Origin of the sequence: Paenibacillus sp. GCM10027626 (assembly GCF_042676285.1) — a bacterium.
GTDB lineage: Bacteria > Bacillota > Bacilli > Paenibacillales > Paenibacillaceae > Paenibacillus_Z.
This window is the reverse complement of the sequence record NZ_JBHTHC010000029.1, coordinates 35,211-55,886: the sequence shown is the minus strand read 5'-3', so window position 1 is coordinate 55,886 and position 20,676 is coordinate 35,211. Positions and strand designations below refer to the sequence as shown.

At 49.9% G+C, this 20,676-nt stretch carries 22 protein-coding genes; 2 read left to right on the top strand and 20 right to left on the bottom strand.

Going from position 1 to position 20,676, the window contains the following annotated elements; translation table 11 throughout:
* Positions 1-217 precede the first annotated feature (217 nt).
* The 9 genes from ACFQ0N_RS33970 to ACFQ0N_RS33930 form a co-directional block, all read right to left on the bottom strand.
* Positions 218-571, bottom strand: a complete 354-nt coding sequence (locus ACFQ0N_RS33970; RefSeq protein WP_379334553.1) for a hypothetical protein — start codon at positions 569-571, stop codon at positions 218-220.
* Complete coding sequence (locus ACFQ0N_RS33965) at positions 555-1,034, bottom strand: hypothetical protein (RefSeq protein WP_379334552.1); 480 nt, start codon at positions 1,032-1,034, stop codon at positions 555-557. Before ACFQ0N_RS33965 ends, ACFQ0N_RS33970 begins: the two co-directional genes overlap by 17 nt.
* A 172-nt stretch (positions 1,035-1,206) precedes the next feature.
* Positions 1,207-1,551, bottom strand: a complete 345-nt coding sequence (locus ACFQ0N_RS33960; RefSeq protein WP_379334587.1) for a VOC family protein — start codon at positions 1,549-1,551, stop codon at positions 1,207-1,209.
* Between the two features lie 124 nt (positions 1,552-1,675).
* Positions 1,676-1,921 carry a hypothetical protein gene (locus ACFQ0N_RS33955; RefSeq protein WP_379334551.1) on the bottom strand — a complete coding sequence of 82 codons (246 nt, stop codon included), beginning with the start codon at positions 1,919-1,921 and terminating at the stop codon, positions 1,676-1,678.
* 274 nt (positions 1,922-2,195) lie between these two features.
* Positions 2,196-2,453 carry a hypothetical protein gene (locus tag ACFQ0N_RS33950; RefSeq protein WP_379334550.1) on the bottom strand — a complete coding sequence of 86 codons (258 nt, stop codon included), beginning with the start codon at positions 2,451-2,453 and terminating at the stop codon, positions 2,196-2,198.
* A gap of 136 nt (positions 2,454-2,589) precedes the next feature.
* Positions 2,590-3,225 (bottom strand): SMI1/KNR4 family protein, encoded by a 636-nt coding sequence (locus ACFQ0N_RS33945; protein WP_379334549.1) that lies wholly within the window; start codon positions 3,223-3,225, stop codon positions 2,590-2,592.
* A gap of 16 nt (positions 3,226-3,241) precedes the next feature.
* Complete coding sequence (locus ACFQ0N_RS33940) at positions 3,242-3,751, bottom strand: endonuclease V (protein ID WP_379334548.1); 510 nt, start codon at positions 3,749-3,751, stop codon at positions 3,242-3,244.
* Between the two features lie 29 nt (positions 3,752-3,780).
* Positions 3,781-4,614 (bottom strand): hypothetical protein, encoded by an 834-nt coding sequence (locus ACFQ0N_RS33935; RefSeq protein ID WP_379334547.1) that lies wholly within the window; start codon positions 4,612-4,614, stop codon positions 3,781-3,783.
* Positions 4,615-4,652: 38 nt separating this feature from the next.
* Positions 4,653-5,978: a polymer-forming cytoskeletal protein gene (locus ACFQ0N_RS33930; protein ID WP_379334546.1), complete on the bottom strand. Its 1,326-nt coding sequence runs from the start codon at positions 5,976-5,978 to the stop codon at positions 4,653-4,655.
* 231 nt (positions 5,979-6,209) lie between these two features.
* Between ACFQ0N_RS33930 and ACFQ0N_RS33925 the strand changes: the two genes are divergently transcribed.
* Complete coding sequence (locus tag ACFQ0N_RS33925; protein WP_379334545.1) at positions 6,210-7,769, top strand: hypothetical protein; 1,560 nt, start codon at positions 6,210-6,212, stop codon at positions 7,767-7,769.
* A 136-nt stretch (positions 7,770-7,905) separates the two neighbouring features.
* On the opposite strand, the gene ACFQ0N_RS33920 is transcribed toward ACFQ0N_RS33925, so the two are convergent.
* On the bottom strand, positions 7,906-10,161 hold the full coding sequence (locus ACFQ0N_RS33920; RefSeq protein ID WP_379334544.1) for an ATP-binding cassette domain-containing protein: 2,256 nt from the start codon (positions 10,159-10,161) through the stop codon (positions 7,906-7,908).
* Positions 10,162-10,504: 343 nt separating this feature from the next.
* Here ACFQ0N_RS33920 and ACFQ0N_RS33915 point away from each other — a divergent pair, with 343 nt between their 5' ends.
* On the top strand, positions 10,505-11,380 hold the full coding sequence (locus ACFQ0N_RS33915) for an immunoglobulin-like domain-containing protein (protein ID WP_379334543.1): 876 nt from the start codon (positions 10,505-10,507) through the stop codon (positions 11,378-11,380).
* A 247-nt stretch (positions 11,381-11,627) separates the two neighbouring features.
* Here the strand turns inward: ACFQ0N_RS33915 and ACFQ0N_RS33910 are convergent, their stop codons facing one another.
* The 10 genes from ACFQ0N_RS33910 to ACFQ0N_RS33865 all read right to left on the bottom strand — a co-directional run bounded on the left by ACFQ0N_RS33910 (position 11,628) and on the right by ACFQ0N_RS33865 (position 20,647).
* Positions 11,628-11,780 carry a hypothetical protein gene (locus ACFQ0N_RS33910; protein WP_379334542.1) on the bottom strand — a complete coding sequence of 51 codons (153 nt, stop codon included), beginning with the start codon at positions 11,778-11,780 and terminating at the stop codon, positions 11,628-11,630.
* Positions 11,777-12,727, bottom strand: coding sequence for a magnesium/cobalt transporter CorA (gene corA, locus ACFQ0N_RS33905; RefSeq protein ID WP_379334541.1), 951 nt, complete (start codon positions 12,725-12,727; stop codon positions 11,777-11,779). The genes ACFQ0N_RS33910 and corA overlap by 4 nt, the downstream gene beginning before the upstream one ends.
* Before the next feature lie 330 nt (positions 12,728-13,057).
* Complete coding sequence (locus ACFQ0N_RS33900; RefSeq protein ID WP_379334540.1) at positions 13,058-14,200, bottom strand: anhydro-N-acetylmuramic acid kinase; 1,143 nt, start codon at positions 14,198-14,200, stop codon at positions 13,058-13,060.
* Positions 14,172-14,351 carry a hypothetical protein gene (locus tag ACFQ0N_RS33895; protein ID WP_379334539.1) on the bottom strand — a complete coding sequence of 60 codons (180 nt, stop codon included), beginning with the start codon at positions 14,349-14,351 and terminating at the stop codon, positions 14,172-14,174. The genes ACFQ0N_RS33900 and ACFQ0N_RS33895 overlap by 29 nt, the downstream gene beginning before the upstream one ends.
* A gap of 42 nt (positions 14,352-14,393) precedes the next feature.
* Positions 14,394-15,536 carry an exo-beta-N-acetylmuramidase NamZ family protein gene (locus ACFQ0N_RS33890; RefSeq protein WP_379334586.1) on the bottom strand — a complete coding sequence of 381 codons (1,143 nt, stop codon included), beginning with the start codon at positions 15,534-15,536 and terminating at the stop codon, positions 14,394-14,396.
* Positions 15,537-15,600: 64 nt separating this feature from the next.
* The gene (locus ACFQ0N_RS33885; RefSeq protein ID WP_379334538.1) at positions 15,601-16,308 is read right to left on the bottom strand and encodes a PIG-L deacetylase family protein; all 708 of its coding nucleotides are present in this window, start codon (positions 16,306-16,308) and stop codon (positions 15,601-15,603) included.
* A gap of 1 nt (position 16,309) precedes the next feature.
* On the bottom strand, positions 16,310-17,278 hold the full coding sequence (locus tag ACFQ0N_RS33880; protein WP_379334537.1) for a GNAT family N-acetyltransferase: 969 nt from the start codon (positions 17,276-17,278) through the stop codon (positions 16,310-16,312).
* Between the two features lie 55 nt (positions 17,279-17,333).
* Positions 17,334-18,194 carry a carbohydrate ABC transporter permease gene (locus ACFQ0N_RS33875; protein WP_379334536.1) on the bottom strand — a complete coding sequence of 287 codons (861 nt, stop codon included), beginning with the start codon at positions 18,192-18,194 and terminating at the stop codon, positions 17,334-17,336.
* Between the two features lie 22 nt (positions 18,195-18,216).
* Positions 18,217-19,116 carry a carbohydrate ABC transporter permease gene (locus tag ACFQ0N_RS33870; protein ID WP_379334535.1) on the bottom strand — a complete coding sequence of 300 codons (900 nt, stop codon included), beginning with the start codon at positions 19,114-19,116 and terminating at the stop codon, positions 18,217-18,219.
* A gap of 85 nt (positions 19,117-19,201) precedes the next feature.
* Complete coding sequence (locus ACFQ0N_RS33865) at positions 19,202-20,647, bottom strand: ABC transporter substrate-binding protein (RefSeq protein WP_379334534.1); 1,446 nt, start codon at positions 20,645-20,647, stop codon at positions 19,202-19,204.
* Positions 20,648-20,676: the final 29 nt, after the last annotated feature.

Below are 20,676 nucleotides of genomic sequence, written 5' to 3'. Positions count from 1 at the left end.
CCGCACACAATATATGTGGCTCAGGATCTTGTGTTTAAAATTTTTGATAGCAGGAAGTGGAGACCAGTAGCAGTCGGAAAAGGTAAAACCTAGCAGGATTGATCCCGAAGCTCATTTTTCAGGTTTTTTCGGATGCAAACTCGGATATCTCTACATTCGAGTAAAAGGCATGATTCTGCTATGGTAATACGGGAATCGGCTAATTTCTAAGTAATTTCTATGGATACAAACCTGCCGCCCAAGTAGATGCCGGAACATCAACAACGGTATATCCATCGACCTTGCTATTCTCCGATTTGTAACACCCGATAAGATAAGGGAAAGTGGTATTGCTTGTGAATTTGTAGGAATCGTATGCAAAAACTGCTCCAAGCTCCTTGCTGAAATTGCCTTCGCGCCACCAATCTCCAATTACCGACTGGCGTAATTTGTCAACTCGCCATTCTTGCATATGTTTTGCCAAACCTCCGGGATCGATACTCCTTGTTGGTTCGCAATATTGTCGATATTGTATATATCCTCTAATCCAAAAAACTTGAAAAGCATCCCGTTTCTCAATTCGATAATTCATCCCGACAACTCCTTTTAATATAATTTGAAAGGAGATGCGAGAGCAGCATCCAGGCACCATGTGTAAGAATGATACTGTCGTCACCTGCTCTGTGAGTTGCCATAAGGAGCTCAAGCCAGTCGGCACTTATATCCCTCACCCAATCAAATGTGAAAATTTGCCCACGCCCTAGCCTGGTCTGATGTTCAAAGAGTTTTGCCTGAAGCGCCCGATCATTCAAAGTATCTATTTCGAAGTATACAATTGACGCTGTTGAAGGAACTCCCCAGTGGCGGTAGTTGGCACCATATTCACCAATAAACTGATCGGCTACTTCAGTGAACTGTGCCCTAGAATAAACCTGGATGCCCAATGAATTGAGTTGATCTAGAAGATCATTGTCACCATCAATATAGAATGGTTCTAGTTTTGGAAAAAACGTGTTAATCCACAAGTTCATTTGTTCTGATAATTTTGCAACCACAAGCCTCGAACATGACCACTACTCCTTTACGCGTGTATCGGTATTGATTATATTCGAGCTTTTGTTATATTAACCTGCCAGTTAGCGGAACAAGGCTGGCGTTCGATCGCCGCGGCAGCCCCCAATAGTCTTATTTAGCTCTCGTTTTCCGTTTAGTTTAGGATCTATATTTTTACGGTTGCCAAACCTCCCACAAATTACCGTCAGGATCAGAGAAAGTTATGTTTGGACCACATGTTTGCCGCTGCCCTATATTATTCACCCCGTTTTCTTTGAAACGTTCGAGGAGCTCTTGGATACGTGGAGTAACGAAACACACCACTGCATGGGGTTTTCCGTTGTCCTCTGACCATGAAAAGCGTATTCGACCGCCTTCTTCGTCCGATTTGTGAAGGAATAGGGTTGGTACATTTTGATCGGGAAAATCCAAGAATGCACCAGTCATATCAGGTTCCGTCTTATCGCCAGTGAATTTGCATCCTAAATTTGTTTCATACCACTCAATGGCCTTATAGATATCACTTACTGGTACTTAAATATTACATATACGAATGATGTCTTCCAACTTCTCATTTGCTTGCACCTCTTCATTAATTTGCATTTTCTTATTTCTCCATTCGTTAAAAAAAGACGACCGTCCGTCATTTTTTCGCTGGAGGCTGTCCGTCGCCTTTTGGTTGCTGTTGTCGCCGGAGCTTGACCAGCTGCTCGTACCGCTCGCGGATCTTGGGTATTGCCTCCTCGCGTAACTTTTCAAGCTTCTCAGCTGACAGACGATCGAGTTCCTCTTTCTGCTCTGGGTTGACCTTGTATACTTTCGTCGTTATGATCTCGCCTGTTTTATATACCGTTTTGTTTTTTTCCAGAGCCTGCTTCTCCTTTTCCAAGTTTTCCCCACCTCCCTTGTTTTGGTGGAATGCCTAGCGTATATTTTCGTTAAAATGTTGGCGGGACCCCGAATACAACTTTAGTTTAACGAACGATGGTAAATTTAAACAATTCCGCCCGTTTAGCTTAACGAAGCACCGGCAGTCTAACACTATATTTTCTCAGTCTACAACTTAATTTTGTTTGGACACCGAACGCGCTACGCCGGCGCGGGGCCGCCCTGTCCAGCCGCGGCGTGAGCAACCCGGAGCGGGGCGCTCACGGGCCGATCGGCTACGCCGGCACTCGCCGCCCCGTGCATCCGACTGCGGCGAGAGCTACCCGAAGCGGGAGTGCTGCAGGAGCTGGCAGCGGTAAGCCGGCGCTCGCCGCCCCGTCCGTCCGGCTGCGCCGGGAGTAACCCGAAACGTCGCTGCAGGAGCTGGCAGCGGTAAGCCGGTGCTCGCCGCCTCGTCTGTCCAGCCGCGGCGGGTCAAGAAGATAGTCTCTTCCCACGTCAACAGAGGTTTTGCAGATTAGCTGTTCGATCATTTTGTCTTTGCTCCGCAACACTTTTTAAAAAATCAATGGTTGGCTGCGAGATTTTTTTAAACTTGAACATTCCTTCAAGCGCTTTTGATTTGATTTCTTCGTTTGGGGCGTTTTGATAAACCTGTATCAACGCATTCTATTCGCCCGGCATTCTGCTGCCAAACCACGCGATATCATAATCCAGAATAATTTCGTCCAGCCAGCGCTCATACCAGTCCAGAAAGTTGTCTTCATAGACAAAGAAAAAGGGATGATCGGGATAAAAATCTGAAGTGTACACGATTTTCCCCCTATGTTTACCTTCAAGTACGAGATACATATCGTATTCGCAGCCTTGTGTGCCAATGCACAGCATGCCGCCCATCACCCTATTACGAGCTGCGTCGTATTTCAGGTCGGAGATGTCCTCGTCACTGATCAGGGGCTCGGTAAGTTGGTTCCATTCCTCTTTTGTCATTCTGGGGTGCAGAACGCATTTTGTAGCGAGTGCATTTTTATCAGTATAGGAAGTTGCCTTTTTAAGCGAATAAATCCCGTAATACGGCCCGGCGCCTCCATTACCGACTTTCGTTAAAAACTGCGTATAAGGCTCCGGGAGCGTGACCTGATTCTTTGTTTGCCATTCCGTAAGCTCTTTTGCTGTAAGCTTATCATCAACTCTGTATTTGTGTGAGGATGCTCCAAACACCAAAAAAGCCGTATCTTTGCGCATGGCCTTCTCGAGTTTGTTTTTTATTTGCTCAAGTTGCGTTTCTTTCTTCCAAAACAACATAAATCCCCCCTGTTGATTATAGCCGGGCTTCCTTCGTTTGCTTATCAAGCAATTTTAGCAGATGCGGAAATCGGTATTCTCCATACATACTCTGTATGTACTCGGCAGCGACTGTTAGCTCCATGCCCACAGAGGTTATATACAAAGGCTTGGAGCTGTTGCCTCGGTAAATCTTTTTGACAAAGGCTTCGTTGTCGTGAAAGGCAGTTTTTGCAACACCGATCACTGGAATTTTCCCTGAAAAATTTGTGTACACATAATGTCCGAGCCCGGGTTTTTTCTCATTGTTTAAGTACACATAGCCATCCACAACTATAGTATGTATTTGTTTTATATCCGTAAGTTTCAACAGTTCCTGTATGCAAGGGAGCTCTCGTTTATAGAAAAAACCCGCTTCGTATTCGTGAGGGTTTTCCGTATAAGATGTGATGACTTCGAGTGGTTTAGAATCTTCCCAACATTGAAAAATAACCCCCACTGATTTCGCTTTAAATTCCTCATAATACACATCGACAGCGATGATCATAGACAGCGATTCCTTCCTTTATTTAATTTCTATTCTCTTCTTGATAAATATTGATACACTTCATCTTTTGACAAATCCCATTCATATTTATCTTCAGGAATATTAGCGAGTTGGGTTTCTAGCAAAGGATGTTCGATTTGAAAAGCTATTAATCCTTGATCTTGTCTTATTTTTTCGATGAGCCGAACATCATAAGGTATATAATTCATGGATAGGATTTCAGAAAATTTATTTTTCAGATCCAACGAACTATAAATATGAAAATCGCAAATTTCAAAAAGCAAATTTCCCAACAGTTTTTCATCTGTGGTATACCAATTGTCAAGAAGTTTCTTATACACATTTTGCTCCGGTAATATTGCATACAGTTCCTGATTTATTTTTTCAGTATGGTATAAATCATATAAAAGTGCCATAAACAAATGATGAGTTTCTTTTTGAGCGTATTTATCTTTATCGCTTTCAAATAAAAATTGAAAATATTCTCTGGAAAGTTTCGCCAAATCAGTCATTTCCCATATTACCGATAAGCCTATCATACACCCTATCGTTCTAGGAGTAACTTCTTTATAATCAAAAAGTTTCTGTAGAATATGTTCTTCCCACAAAAGAAACCGAGTGATATATTTCCATCCTTCTTTTTCATTATTTAAAATTAGATGTTTAGGATATTCTCCGGCATGTACACCTATTCCAAGAGTTAGATTTCTAGCAATAGTATCTTTGCAACCGTCTTTAATATCATTTTGTATACTTTCTTTTATTAGATCGTACCATTCACTAATATTATCTTCACTAATCGTTTCTTTTTTTATTTTATTAATCTCTTTCTTGAATTCGCTGATTAATTTTTTATGTTCCATATTTTCCACTCCATCATCTCGGCCCACCTTATTGGCCTTCAGTTTTTTGTTGCAATCCTTTCTATCTTCTTTTTAAACTGTTCGGTGTATTGGCGCCATTCTGCCTGGTGTTTGTCATTGTCGTACAATTGCTGCGCGCAAGCATACGTAGCGGCTGAAAAATGCCAGCCCCATACATTTTCCATATATGCCACACCGCCTTCGAGGGCTTTAAACAGCACGGTGTCTTTTTCTACACCAGCCTTGCGGCAGTATTTGTCCAGCCATAAGCCCTTGCTCGTTTGAACGTAAACGACCAGCAGTTGTTCGGTAAGATATTGTTCAGGAACATCTTCCATAGATCCCGGATTGTAACGGATTATCTCTTCTACCAGGGCTTCATTCAACAGATGGGAAGGGATAAACCTAATGTATGTAACATAACGCGCCGCTAAATAACAAAGCTCTGAAGTAATAAATGACTCAGGAATATACTGGATATTAACCCCCGTATTTCTTCCTTTTGTCTCCGTATTCGGCATTACAGCCTTTGCACATAATTCGGCGGTGATAAACTGATGCGGAAAATAATTAAAGGTTATTGCTCCGTATAAATCAAATGCTTTCAGAAAAAGTTCGTTTGTTTTAAACGCTTCGGGAAGGCGCTCCATGTTCTGCCAACTCTTACGGATTTTTTCGAACCAGTACTCTTCGTTTTTTTCTTGTTGCGGAGAAGTTTTTAATACAAATTCCCCTGCTGCCAGGTCAAAAATTAGATGCTCAAAATTATGAACAGGGTTATCCAACAAATCTGTTAGTTGGGGTGGGCAAAGCCAGTCAATTTCAGACTGACAGTCACCCGTTTTGTCGTTGTAATAAAACAAGGATGCTTCATGGTTATTTGCATAAGTATAATGGTCGAAAATGATAAACACGGGCGCCTTTACAGTGCCGTTGCAGCGAAGCGTACCGTGATTGTAATGACACAATACCGCTTCCTTTGCTGTAATATCGCCATTAACGAATACAAGAGAGCCGCCTTCCAAAAAACTTTGGCAATGAACTGTGCCGCCCACATACAGGCACGGACCATAATCGCCCTCCTCATTAATGATGCTGCCTTGCACGCTAAGGCTGCCAGTAACCAACATACCTTCTATAAAGCCAGCATTGGCGGCAGGAGGATTTCGCATAAATTGCTGCAACATGTCCGTATCCAAATGTAGATGACTCTCAATATAAGCATCTCCTTCACATACCAGAAAGAGCGCATCATCATTATATTCACAATACCCTTCACTGAAATCAAAAAATGGGGTGAGAGCTGCTATAACACTACATTCTGCAAGTGTAAGAAGTTTGAATGGCTTGTTTGGTAAATTCATTATTGTCTCCTTCGTAGTAGGGTTCGAAACGGTTGCCATGCAGGTTCTGAAGTCTGCTTATGGAAATCAGTAAATCTCTCTTTATTGTAAATGGAATTCGAAATGATTGATATAATAATCTGAGCCTTATTGACTCGAATTCTATCATTCTTATACAATGGACGTGTCAAATTAATGGAAGAGATGACCAACTTGGGACGGATGCCGTACAGTGGTCGGGAGGAGTGTGACATGACAGTACAACCAGGTGATATATACTGCTTTTGGGATGAGCAGCTGGGCGCATATGGCGCCTGCCAAATTACGCATATGGCGCAAGCAGACAAAGCGAATCGGCCTGACAGCTACGCCGCACTGACACTGCATTGGACTGGAAGCGAGCTTCCTGCCATCGAAGATCTGCAGCAAGTCAAGCCGCTTGTGGTCAACTTCTATTATTGGCGAGACCATTTTGACCATACGATAAGCGAGGGGCCGATCCCTTCCGATTATACCTATATCAGTAATCTCCCCGTCCTTGTAGAGGACGAATCGCGAACCTATGGCGGGTGGTCCCGCGGATATCGCTTGTACCGGCAGCTGCAATGGGAGAGCATCTCCACACATAGGCGGGAACCGTTCAAAATGGCCAGCGGTGCGGACATAAGCGAGCTAGTGGAAGTAGGAGGCGTTATGCTTCCTTGGAACACCCGATCGCTCTCTCTTGATCAGGTCCCGGATATTAACGATTACACCGGATTGGACCGCCTGTCATGTCTGAGCACGTTAACGACTCCAGCTTGGAATGAAGCGCTGGAGTCCTATCTTACATCGCATCCTTTTATTAACAAGCTGGAATTGGCGCTGGAAACCGCGGTGGAACAGATCGATTTGCAGCATTCGCCCATCACGGAACTGACCATCAACGTGCAAAACGTCCGCAAGCTGCTATTGCCGGATGGGATGGACCAGCTGACGCTGAGCGGAAGCTTGCAGCACAAAGTACACTTCCAGCACGGTCAGGAAGGATGCGGCATCACGCTGCGGCTGAATGGCGGCACGGTGCCATCATACGGGCTGTTGCAAGGGATTCCGCATCTGGAAGAACTGGAGCTCTTCTCTGTCGCAGAGATCGATTTGGGATGTTTGATCAATCACTTCCCTTCGCTGCACAGTTTGCGTCTGTGGGGCAAGCCGGGCTGTGTCCATGGAATGGACCAGCTTTCCAGACTGACACATCTGCGGATGTTTACAACGATGGATATGTTCGGGTTTACAGGCGAGCAGTTTCCACAACCCGCGCAGCTGCCTGAACTGCAAACATTATGGATGACCAGCCTGCCAGAGGATGCTGCGAAGGCGGTCAAGCAAGCTTATAAGCAAGCAGCCAAGCAAGGGCTCGATCTGTCCATTCGCCAGCCGCGCAAACCGGAATGGCTCGCAGACAATCTGGACAACCCGTTTCGGTCATGGGACGGCCGGGAAGGCATTACAGCAGCACAAGCGAAAAAGGCTGCTGCACTGTACAAGCAAATACGCGGACAGCTTCGGGAGCTTTCGGCTCAGGCAAAAGCGGGGGAGTTCACCGCCGAAAGCGCGCAGCAGCATTTGGAACAAATGCTCACAACGTATATCGAAGGCTTTAACAAGCTGGACAAGCGCAAAGTTTTTATTTACACAGAAGAACGCGAAGAGATTTTCGAAGCAATTTCACCGCTCGTTTCCTCCCTTGTGCAGGAATGGAAAGAGGAGCGGATTGAGATTAATGAACATGCGCTCTGGGAGCTGACCGACCAGTTGAGGGATTTTTGACAAACTCCGGTTAAGCAAGGCTACACAGCAAATATAAAAGACGACCCTCATCCCATATTGGGAGAAGGTCGTCTTTTCGTTCGTAAAATCAGTAGTGCAAATGAACTCCATTCATTCGCTACAGCCCTATGATGCTTTACTTCAAATATCTTCCCGTGATTGACTGCGCCGCATGGATGATCTGCGAAGGTGTCCCTTCAAATACCACCTGGCCGCCCTTACTTCCCCCGTCCGGCCCCATATCGATAATCCAATCCGCTTGGCTGATCACCTCAAGGTTATGCTCAATGACGATTACCGTATTGCCGGCATCCACAAGGCGGTTCATAATCTCCAGCAAGTGGCCGATATCTGACATATGAAGTCCGGTCGTTGGCTCATCCATCACGTAGATGCTGCCGTTCTTGTGCAGCTCGCTTGCCAGCTTGATGCGCTGGCATTCCCCGCCCGAGAGCGTGCTGAGCGGCTGGCCGAGTGTAATATAGTTCAGCCCTACATCACTCATCGCCTGAAGCTTGCGCACAACTTCTTTCAGCTGGAAAAACTCCAACGACTGCTCGACCGTCATCTCCAGCACTTCTGCTATGGACTTGCCGTTCAGTTTGTACGCAAGCACCTCTTCCTTGAAACGTCTGCCGCCGCATACTTCGCATGGCAGCTTTACACTTTCGAGGAATGCAAGATCGGTATATACAACGCCCAGCCCTTGGCAGTTCTCGCAAGCCCCCTTGGAGTTAAAGCTGAACAAGCCCTGGTTCACCTTGTTCGCGGAAGCAAACGCCTTGCGCACATCATCCATAATGCCTGTGTAGGTCGCGGGATTCGAGCGGGTTGATACCCCTACTGCCGATTGATCGATGACGATCGCATCCGGTTGCTGGCTGAGGAATACTTCGTTAATGAGCGTACTCTTGCCCGAGCCGGCGACACCGGTAACGACCGTCAGCACGCCGGTTGGAATATCTACACTTACGTTTTGCAGGTTGTGCAGTGTGGCATCCTTGATCGACAGCTTGCCAGTCGGCTGCCTGCAATCGTTCTTCAGTTGAAGCGGCCGCTTCATATGGTTACCTGTCAATGTATCTGCCTCAAGCAGGCCTTGATAGCTGCCTTCATACACGATCGTACCGCCGCGGCTTCCCGCGTAAGGCCCGACGTCGATGATATGATCCGCCACCTTGATCACATCGGGATCATGCTCAACGACAATTACGGTATTGCCCTTGTCGCGCAGCTTCTCGAGCAATTCATTTAACCGGTGAACATCACGGGGGTGCAGACCAACGCTGGGCTCATCGAAGATGTAAGTGACATCCACCAGACTGCCGCTCAGGTGCTTCACCATCTTGACGCGTTGCGACTCGCCGCCGGACAATGTATCTGTCTCCCGGTCCAGCGTCAAGTAGTCAAGTCCGATATCCACCAGATGCTGCAGCCGCTCCGTCAGCGATTTGACCATCGGCGCAGCTGCGGGATCGTCAATCTCCCGAATGATGCGAATAAGCTGGCCAACCTCAATGGAGGACATCTCCGCAATGTTGAGTCCATTGATCCTGCAGTTGAGCGCGGCCTGACTGAGTCTCGCGCCGCGGCAGCTGGAGCAGGGACCCTCGGAAATGTAAGGCGCGACAGCTTTTTGCGTACGCTCGGACTTCGTCTTCACATCCTGCTTGATGTATTTGTTGGTGAACTTTTCGATAGCGCCTTCCACTGTAATGTTCGTTGCCTTGCCGGCGAAATCCATTTTCACTTTTCTTGCCTTTCCATACAACAGCTGCTCCAAATCCTCATCCGAATATTCGCTTAGCTTCTTATCCGGATCAAAGGGTCCTGACTGCACGATCATGTTCCAATCCCATCCATTCACCGAATAGTCCGGCAGCATAATTGCCCCTTCATTCAATGACTTTGACATGTCTACCGCCTTGCTCATGTCAACACCTAATTTGCGGCCAATCCCGTTACATTCGGGACACATGCCCTGCGGATCGTTAAACGAGAACATGTGCCCTTCTCCAACATAGGGCTGGCCCGCTCGGGAGAAGAGAAGACGTAGAATGGGAGAGATATCGGTAATCGTGCCCATCGTAGAATGGGAACCGCCGCCCAGCCGCTTCTGATCGACAATAACAGCCATGCTCAGGTTCTCGATGGCATCTGCATCGGGCTGCGGATAGCGCGGCAGGAAATTACGCACAAACATGCTGAAATTCTCATTCAGCAAACGTGTGGATTCGGCGGCAATCGTATCGAAGACGATCGATGACTTGCCGGATCCGGATACCCCGGTGAAAATCGTGATCTTCCGCTTGGGAATGCGCAGGGATACGTTCTTTAGATTGTTCTCCCTCGCGGCCGAGATTACGATATATTCCTGATACGCTTCATTCATTAGCAACATCCTTCCGCTCTTGTTTATTTCTGCTTGCTTTCACATTGTACCATTCCTCATGCATAAAGTCCGAACTTTGAGCCTTCTTTGCGTTCGTTTGCAGCGGTATCTAAAAGCTTTCATTAATACTCCCAGATCTGACCTTGCTTTCTCTTAATTCGCATAAAATCACATTATCCCTCATAGGAAAATCTAATGTGACCCACCCATGCATCGCATCAATGTCTCGTTTTAAGACAATTTCTTTTTGATTTATATCTCCTTTTAAGACAGCATCAACTGATATTGTCATGACAGCAACCATTTGATTAATGAGTCGTCTATAGAGTAAGGGGTGATTTTCTTGCGAAAGATTCTTGTGATTATTACATTCGGTATCATTTTGTCAGGATGTCAAAGCAAAACAAGCTCGGATTTTGAGAGTACTCCGCCAGTAGTCATTGATACGGCTATCGTTCAATTAACAGATACTGTGGGCTATCCGGATAAGATAAAGGTTTCTGCCAAGCTCCCTCGGGAACAAGCATTATCTGCCGCTAACGATTACCATCCTATATCAGGAAAATGGTTTGGAGGGGAGAACGAATTCAACCTCATCACTTCCTACACTTCTGATGAAACGAGGGCAGGTAATGAGGTAGGAGCGGCTTTAGGTCAGGTTCCAGAAGGGCGGTCGGTGCGTTTTCAAATTACAAGTAGGGATATAGACGGAAAAAGACTTCAACTGATTACAGAGTATGTTGCTGATATCAAAAATACGGTTGATGGACGTCTTGATTTTTCTTACAAAATCCCGGAACAGCCGAACACAAACTACCTCCTCAGCATAGAAATTGTCTCTCCAAAGGGTGTTATAGAGGACACACTGATAACTCCCATTTTTGTACCACCGAATGAACTCAACGCTCGTCTTACCGTAAAACAACCAACAAAAAATACAGAGAGGACAGAACTATCAATATATAACGCCGGACCAACTGATTTGAATCTAGGTTATGGATACAGCATCTATCGAAAAGAGTCTGCCGGATGGAAAATGACACCTAATGAACTTGCAGTACCTGCTATTGCGATACATGTAAAACCTGGTGAATCATTCAAGGAACAAGTTCTATTCCCCCAGAATCTTCAACCAGGACAATATCGTCTCGTGAAGAACATCGAAGGAAACAACACCGATTTAACTGTCAATTTGGCTGCAGATATCAATGTATACTGAAATAAGAAATGAGTTGCACTAAATTCTTATTTTGGATAGAAATGGGGATGGATCCATAAGGCATAAGAAGGTATGTGTCACACATACTATATACGATAATTTTTTGCACTCTACTTGAATTGAAAACGGGCCAGCTGTAGCTATGCAACTGACCCGCTTTATTTCGTTATCGTTCCCCGACAACTCAGCAATACATTTACGTAGTCGTACGAATCATTGCAAATTGATAACCGCCGCTCGGCCACTCCTATGAACCTATAAGGAGGCGTTGCCTAACGTTCGGGCCGCCTACCACCGTGACGTCTTTTTCTCCAGCGGCTTGTTTGGCTTGCTGAATAGCAGCTTCGATAGTATCTACGAACGTAATGCTTAAACTGCCATTTTCTTTTGGTTCTCTCATTTGAACCACCCCTTACGCCATAACAATAATAGCATTCCAGAGCCAACTGTAAACATAATCCCCAATACTCCGAAATACCCCCATCGCCAAGTAAGTTCGGGCATAAACTCGAAATTCATCCCATAGATGCTCGCAATGAAGGTTAACGGTATAAAAACCGAAGTCATAACTGTTAAGGTTTTCATGATGGTATTCATTCTGTTTGAATTTATTGACATGTAACTGTCACGCATATCTGCTGTCATTTCACGATTAGATTCAATCATTTCGGAAAGTTTCATCAAATGATCGTGAATATCAGTAAAGTAAGCTAATTGATTTTTTACTCCATCGATTTTTTCCGAATTGATTACTCGATAAAGAAGATCTCTCATTGGCAAAACCGTTTTTCTGATTTTATGCAGATTCGAACGAATATCGAATACTTGATCCATTAACTCTGGAATGCTTTCGTTCTTGACATTGTCTTCGATTTTGTTTAATTGATCCTCAATTTGATACAAACTAGGAAAATAATTATCCACTAATTTATCCATGATTAAATATGCTACGAAGACATGTCCTTTCTCAGATGCATTTTTTTGTTCAATAATACGGTGCCAAGCTTCATCAATTTCTATGGACTTATTAAAATGGAAAGAAACAATGAAATTTTCACCTAAAAAAATGTCTACTTCTTCGGCATCTAAAGTTTTCTGATTTGTGGCGTGTACAACAAAAAAGTGGACTTCATCGTAGTGGTCTAACTTTGGGCGTTGCAGCAAGTGTAAACAGTCTTCAATTGCCAGAGGATGAAAGTGAAAATGTGTTTCCAATAACTTTAATTCCTCTTCTGTTGGTGAATTAAAATCAACCCAAAACCATTTGATATTTGATTCATCAAGCTCCGGTATATTAGTACATTGAATCACTTTCAAGTCACTAGTTACAGCCATTGTTCGAATCAAAGCTACCTCACCCTCCCTATGCAGAAAAATCCAATCGACATTATCATACAGCATTTTCGTTTGATTATGCGTGCATCATGCGGTTTAAGTAGGCCCATGATCTACATGCCGAGTGTCATCTCGTAATATCAACGTTTAAAAGGAAAAAGCAGCTGCCGGTGAAGGAGCCGCTGATAACCCTGATATCTCTTTACACTAATATCTCCGAGTTTTATTCGAGGATCGTGGCGCTGATCTTTATCATTATTCTTGGAGCAACGGTTTATGTTGTCATTCGATCATTGATGATATTAAAAGAACGTTTTGTGAAGGGCAAGCCCCTTGCTTTCCTTAGATTGGCACCGCCAGCTTGCCCATGACTGTCGGACGCCCGGCACCGGTCGCAGCCGGCACGTTGTTGCTGCAGCCATGCAGGAAGCTGTGTCCCAACAGTGCGAAGATGACCGCTTCCTTGGCATCGTCGGCGAGACAAAGCGCGCCGGCGGTCAGCAGCCGCTGCTCCGGCAGCAGCGAGCCGATCATCCCCACCAGCGTGCGATTATGAGCTCCGCCTCCGCTGATGATGATTTCGTCGACGCGACAGCGCGGCAAGACGTGCCGCACCGCGGCATCGGCGATGGAGCGTGCCGTCAGCGCCGTCGCTGTAGCGATGGTATCGGCAGCGGAAAGCCCCCGCTCCTCCGCTCGGCGAATGAACGCGGCCGTGTAGGCCGAGCCGAACAACTCGCGGCCGGTCGACTTCGGCGGCACCATGCCGAAATACGGATGGGCCATTAACTCCGCAACAATACCCTCGTCCGGGGTCCCCTGCGCGGCCCAAGCTCCGCCTTCGTCATAGCTCATCCGCCCGCCGGTCAGCGTCAGCACAGTCTGATCGATGATCATGTTGCCCGGACCGGTGTCGAACGCGAACACCTCCTCCGGCGTCGCACCCGGCGGCAAAACCGTGCAGTTGCCGATGCCGCCGATGTTTTGCAGCAGGCGCCCCTTGACCGGATCGCCGAACAGGATCAGATCTCCGTATGGGACGAGCGGTGCGCCCTGGCCGCCGACCGCCATGTCGGCGGGCCGGAAATCCCCGACGGCCAGCCACCCGGTCCGCTTGGCGATGATAGACAAGTCCCCGATCTGCAGCGTAGACCGAGCCAAATACGGATCGTCCTTCGCTTCCTCCGGCATATGCCAGATCGTCTGTCCGTGCGAACTGACGAAATCGACCTCTTCCGGCTTCAATCCCGCCTCGCGCACCGCTTCCAGCGCCGCATCCGCGAACAGTTCGCCCATGTACGCGTTCATGCCGCATATCCGCATCGTATCAGACGTCTCTGGCGCGCACAACTCCTTCAACCGGGAGCGCAGCTGATCGTCGTAGGGCCGCGTAAAATAATACAGCAGCCGCACCTTCGAGCCAAGCCCGGTCCCTTCGATGCGCACGACCGCCGCGTCAACGCCGTCCAGTGACGTTCCCGACATTAGGCCCACCCCGATCGCGTGCGGCTTCTCGTTTGTCCATCGGATCATCTTCATCCTCCATGCCCAGCCTCGCAGCGACGGCTGCGGCAATCTCCGCCAGCGCCTCCCCGCTGCGCTTCGCGATGGCGAGGGCGACCGTAGCCCACCACATATTTCTTCATTCGATCACTCCGCTTCCGCCCGGCTTTCCGCCTTAATTGTACAGATGGAACGCCCGCTTTCGTTCGGCGAAAGCGGCGCTCTCCGCTTCGAATCGCGCCAGCAGCGCCGGCACGTCGACTTGCTCGCCGCGGAATGCACGCTCACCGCAGAGCAGGTCGATGAACGGCCGCCCGTTCTCGCGCACCGGCGGCAAAAACGCAAATTCCGGAAACAGCTTGCGCGCAGCGAACAGCAGCTCGACGCCCAGCTCGACGGGGCGCAGCGTCCGCTCGTCCAGCACATGCGCATAGACCCCGCCGCACAACTCGCCCTCGTGCTTGGAGAAGGTCGGCTTGAAGTAGACCGAACGGAAATGAACGCCCGGCAACCGCTTCCCGTTCATCTCGGCCGCCAGCCGCTCCCCATCGACGAACGGCGCGCCGACGATCTCGAACGGCGCTGTCGTGCCCCGGCCTTCCGACAGATTCGTCCCTTCGAACAGGCAGGTGCCGGGATAGAGCAGCGCCGTATGGAAGCGCGGAATCCCCATCGAAGGCGGGATCCACGCACGCCCCGTATCTGCGAATGTCATACTGCGGGACCAGCCTTCGCAGCGGACGACGTGAAGGTCCGCCTTCCAGCCGCACTCCTCGTTCGCCATGACCGCTACCTCGCCCGCAGTCAGCCCGTAGCGGACGGCCAGCGGATAGTTGCCGACGAACGACTCGAATCCCGCCTTCAGCACGTTGCCTTCCACGCGGACGCCGTCCAGCGGATTGATCCGGTCCAGCACGACGAACGGCTTGCCGGCCTTAGCGCAATCCTCCAGTGCATAGAGCATCGTATAAATGAACGTATAATAGCGCGCACCCACATCCTGGATATCGTAGACGATCAGATCGACAGCGTCCAGCATTTCTGCCGTCAAGCGCTTGGAGTCCCGGCGGTACAGGCTGTAGACCGGAACGCCCGTCAGCGGATCGGTATACGTATCCACCAGCGCGCCGGCCGCCTGATCGCCCCGAACCCCATGCTCGGGCGAGAACAGCGCCGCAAGGCCAAACCGCTCGTGCAAAATGTCGATCGTCGTGCGAAAATCCGCGGCCAGCCCCGTCGGCGAAGTAATAAGCCCGATCCGCTTGCCTTGAAGCAGATGGGCCCAGCGCCCGATATTGTCGATTCCATTCCGTAATATCGTCATGCCGCATTGCCTCCTGTTCGGTTCGTCTTCTTGTTGTCTTCTATCTCCTATCGCTCGATTAAAGCTCGCTTTGCCGCAGACGCATCGTTTCCGCCGGAATCATGAACGTCTCAGCGTATTGCTTGCGCGCCTCAAGGCCGCGCACACGCGCCAGCGACTTGTAGTAGTCCATGTAGTTAAACGACTTGCTGCCTGTGACGAACCAGTGCGTGGACAGCGCTTTAATCCACAGGTCGAACGCTTCCTGATCGAAGTCGACGTAGACATAAGGCACATAATCGACCGCATCCTCCCAGTTTTCGCCGTAATAGAGCTTGGCGGCGAAATGCGGCGAATGCTCGCGCTCCATCGCCCGCAGTCCCGCGAAGAAGCGTGCGTCGTTGACGATCCGATGCGTCGTGGCATGATCCTTATGCATGCTGTTGCGGTGATGCGTAATGATGACGTTCGGCTTCACCTCGCGAATAACGTCGCATACGCGAAGGCGGATGTCCTGATCGTCGGGCACTTCGCCGTCCGGAATGTCGAAGACGCGCGCCTCGCCGCCCAGCATGTTCGCGAAGGTATGGGCTTCGCGAATTTTTTGCTCCTTGTATTCGTTGACGTCCTGTCCTTCAGGCACACCGCGCTCCCCGGCGGTCAGCGCCAGCGTCGCGATTTTGTCCCCTTTCAGGTAGTGGCTTGCCAGCACGCCCCCGGCAACCAGCTCCACGTCGCCGACATGAGCTCCGATGCCCAGTATTGTAATCGGTTGTCGTTCACTCATTTCAAGAAAGCTCCCTTCTCATGATCGCGAATGTCTTCACCGTCCGGAATCCGGCTTTTTCGTAGATGCGAATAGCAGGATTGGCGCTGCCCGTATACAACGACATATATTCGGTCCCGATCGACTGAAACGCTTCGCACAAGCGGAAGAACAGGCTGGACCCCAAGCCGTGCCCCTCATGCTCCGGATGCACTCCGATGCCGGCGAAATAGCCCCTGCCGTTCGCCTGCCGCACGACCGGTCCCGCGAAGCCGACCGCCTCGCCGCCCTTGGCTGCGATCACGACCAGCATGCCCTCCTCGAAGCTGCGGCCGATCTCCCGTTGCCACAGCGGATTGCCGAGCGCCTCCAGCATCTCCCTGACTCCGCGATGCTTCTTCTTGTTCAGCAGCTCGACACTGTAGCCCAACTCGGCCGCCTTCCGTTCCTTCGCCAGGATCGAGTCCGGCACATCGAAAGCCCCGAGCCGCAAATACATCGCGCACTGCGTCGCCCGCTCCGCATAGCCGCGGTCCAGCAAAAACCGGTGAAGCCGGCTTCCCGTCGGCACGCCGGGCGCATTGTTGTGCTCATGGCGGTCCGTATCCGGAATGTACCAGGGCAGCTGCATCGGATTGAAGAATAGCATCTCGGCCTGCTTTTTGCCCTTCTCGGCAAAACGCCGCTCAAGCGCGTCCAACAGGGCGCCTATCCGTTCTTCCGGCGCGCCGCCTTGCTCCGTTATGATGCAAGTGATATAGCCGGCGACGTCGCCCAAGGGCAATTCGTCCGCAGTCACGCCGCAGGCGAAGCCCGTCACCACCCCGTCGTCCAACCATACGAACGCGCAGCCGGGATCAAAATGCGAATTGCCGGTTATAATGCTTCGAAACGACGCTTCCGTCATTTCCTTGTAGCCGTCCTTGACTGCTTCCCGGTTCCAAAGCGCGATTGTTTCGTCTACATATCGTTCGTTCCACGCGACAAGCACGAACGAAACCTCCTTTCTTCTTCCCCGCTCGGGGAGATGCCGTCATCCCGTCGGATCAGCCTTTGACCGCGCCGACCGTGACGCCTTCCAGGAAGTAGCGCTGCAGGCTGAAGAACAGCACGAACATCGGCAGCGCGGAGATGGTGGCGCCCGCCATCATCGGCGCGAAGTACGTCGTGTTGGCGAAACGGAAGTTTTTCAGGCCAACCTGAATCGTTTGCATATCCATCGTATTTGTCGCGAGGAACGGCCAGAAGAAAGTGTTCCACGTCTCCATGAACGTCAGGATCGCCATGACAGCCATAACCGTCTTCGACAGCGGCATGATAATTCTGATCAGGATATGAAGCTGGCTCGCACCTTCCACTTTGGCGCTTTCCAGAATCTCCTTCGGGATCGAACCCATAAACTGCTTCGCGAGAAAAATATTATAAACGGTTACAAGCGTCGGCATGATGAGCGCGCCGTACGTATTTTGAATCTCGAAAATATTGACGATCAAAATGTACAGCGGCACCTGTGTGACCTGGTACGGAATCATCATCGCGGCGAGCAGCACGGCAAACAGCACGTTGCGCCCCCGAAAATCGATCTTGGCGAACGCATAGCCCGCCATCGTCGCGAAAACGACGTTCGAGACCATGACCACGGTCGCGACGACGAGCGAGTTGAGCAGCCAGCGGTACGAGTATTCGTTGAAGGCGAAGAAAAACTTGTAGGATTCCAGCGAAAATTTGCCCGGCCAGATGGAATAGCTGATTGCGCCCGCCTCGACTGGATCGCCGAACGACGACATGATCATAAAATAGATCGGAAATAAGGTCGCCAGCGCAAACAGCAGAAGGAGGACCATGATGACGGTATTTCGCATATATCTGGCTGTGCGGTTCCCCAGGTGATTGTTGAACAGTACCACGTCCTATCCCTCCTCCTTCTTCTTAATATTCCACGTCTTTGCCCAGGAATTTGAACTGGATAAATGCGACGATGCCGATGATCAGGGCAAGGACGAGCGATTGCGCCGCCGCTTTGCCGAATTCGAAATACTTGAACGCCGTATCGAAAATGAGCAGGCCAACCATCGTCGTCGAGTGGTCCGGACCTCCGCTGGTCATCAGATACGCGTTCTGAAAGACCTGGAAAGAGCCGATGACGCCGGTGACCAGCAAGAATAATGTCGTGGGCTTCAAACTCGGAATGACAATATGCCACATTTTTTGCCAGAAGGTCGCGCCATCGATTTCAGCGGCCTCGTAATAGCTATCGTCGATGCCGAGAAGGGCCGCGACGTAGATAATGATGCTGGTGCCATGGCTCGACAGCCAGGACATCAGCACGAGCGAGAACATGGAGGTTGCGGTGGAACCGAGCCAGTTCTGATTGTCGATGCCTACCAGGCCGATGAGCTGATTAAGGATGCCGCCCGGCATCGGATCGTAGATCCACAGCCATACGACCGACATGGCAACGCCGGAAGCGACGGCGGGCAGATAGTAGATAGCCTTGAACGTCGTTTGCAGCCATTTTCGCAGCGGCATGATCATGATCGCCACCGCGAATGATAGAATAAGCGCGACTGGCACGGTCAGCACGGTATAGACGACCGTATTGCCGATCGCCTTCCAGAAGAGACCGCTGCCAAAGATTCCCGCGTAATTGTCGATTCCAATGAAGGAGGAGCCTAATGGCCGATACTCCTGAAAGCTGATAATGAAGGCGCTGATGACGGGATACGCTGTGAACAGGGCATAGCCGATGAGCGCGACGGCGATGAACACGTACGCCCAAGCGTTGTCTCCTTTATTTAAGCGTTTCTTGATGTTCGATGCTCGAGCCATAAACAGGACTCCTTTCCGCTGCCGCTTCACAAAACTTAGATCGGATAGCCCGCCCCGATCAAGGGGCGGCTATCCAGGCGCTGCCTTATTCTTGTACGACCCCGTCGGCGCCGAATGCGTCGATGGCCGCTTTTTTCACTGCCTCATACATGTCTTCGGGCTTGATTTCGCCGGCAAGAAGAGCCTGCAGTTTCGGAATGACTACTTCGTTCTCAATCTTGATCGCCTTGGCACCGAGCTCGACCGGGATGTCCGGCCGTGCCGGCGCGGCGTGCTCTAGCATTTTTTCCACGGCGGCGATGTTGTCCGGGTTGCGGTTCGATTCCATGCCTTCGGCCGCTTTGCGCGCGCTCTCCGTGATATGCGCCGCGAACAGGTCGTTGTTCGTCGTCGCCGCAACTTGACCGCTTGCCAGGAAGTAAGCCGCTTTTACGATGTTCGCCTTATGCTCGTCGCTCGGATCTTTCTTGCCGCGGAAGGCGACATAGCCGTCGACGACCGCATGGGATACCGGCTCTTGGCCAGCGAAGGAAGGCACCGGCAGAGCGATGTATTCGACTTTGATGCTGTCCTTGACGGCGCTTCCGTCGTTGGCGTCAAGTTTGGCATTATTCATGTTGGCCAAATTTTCAAATACCGCCAAGCCTTTGCCCGTAATCATCGTCTGGCCGGTCAGGAACATGTTCCAGCGCTTGCCCGCATCGACGGAGCTGAGCTCTTTCGGCATCGAGCCATCGTCGATCATTTGGCGGATCGCTTTCAGCACTTCCAGGTAGTTCTTGTTGGTGTATGCGTATTTCAGATCTTTCGTGAACGGAGATGGCATGCCGGCGTTTTTCGCCAGGATGCTAAGGTAGTCCTTGGACGCTACGCCAGCCGTCGCAAAGACGAAGCCATAGCGGGAAGTCGCGCCGTTCTTCTGCACGACGCCCTTCTTGATCGCCTCACGGAACTCTTCGTACGTCCAGCCCTCTTGCTGTACCTTCTTCCAGTTGATACCCGCTTCTTCAAGGAACTCCTTGTTGCCGCCGATGGAGTGAACCTCCATGTACGCCGGCAGGCCGTACAAGCCATCGCCGTTTTTCATGTATTCCAGAGGAGCCGGATAATAGTCTTTCACCATCTCCGGCGTAACCAGATCTTTAATGTCGAGCAGCATGCCCATTTGCGCGTATTTCGATATGCCGTCGGAGCCGATGAAGGCCAGATCGGGAGGGCTGCCCGCGTTCACTTGCGTATCCAGCTTCTGCGTCATGTCCTCCCAGCTGGCCGGCTCGATTTTCAGCGTCAGGTTCGGATAGAGTTTGTTGAAATCCTGTTCCATCTGTTTGAAGTTTTCCTGATATTTCGGCGATACTGGCGGAAGCAGCGCGGTAATCGTGTCCTTCGCATCGGAAGGCGCATCCGTTCCCGGCTTGTTCGTCGAACCCGGGTCCGTATTTTTGTTGTTCCCCGAACTGCATGCGGATAATGCGCCTACGGAAAGCATAAGGGCCAATACGGTTGCGGCAAATCTTTTTTTCCCTTTCATTTCAAGATCCTCCCTTTTCGTTATTTAAA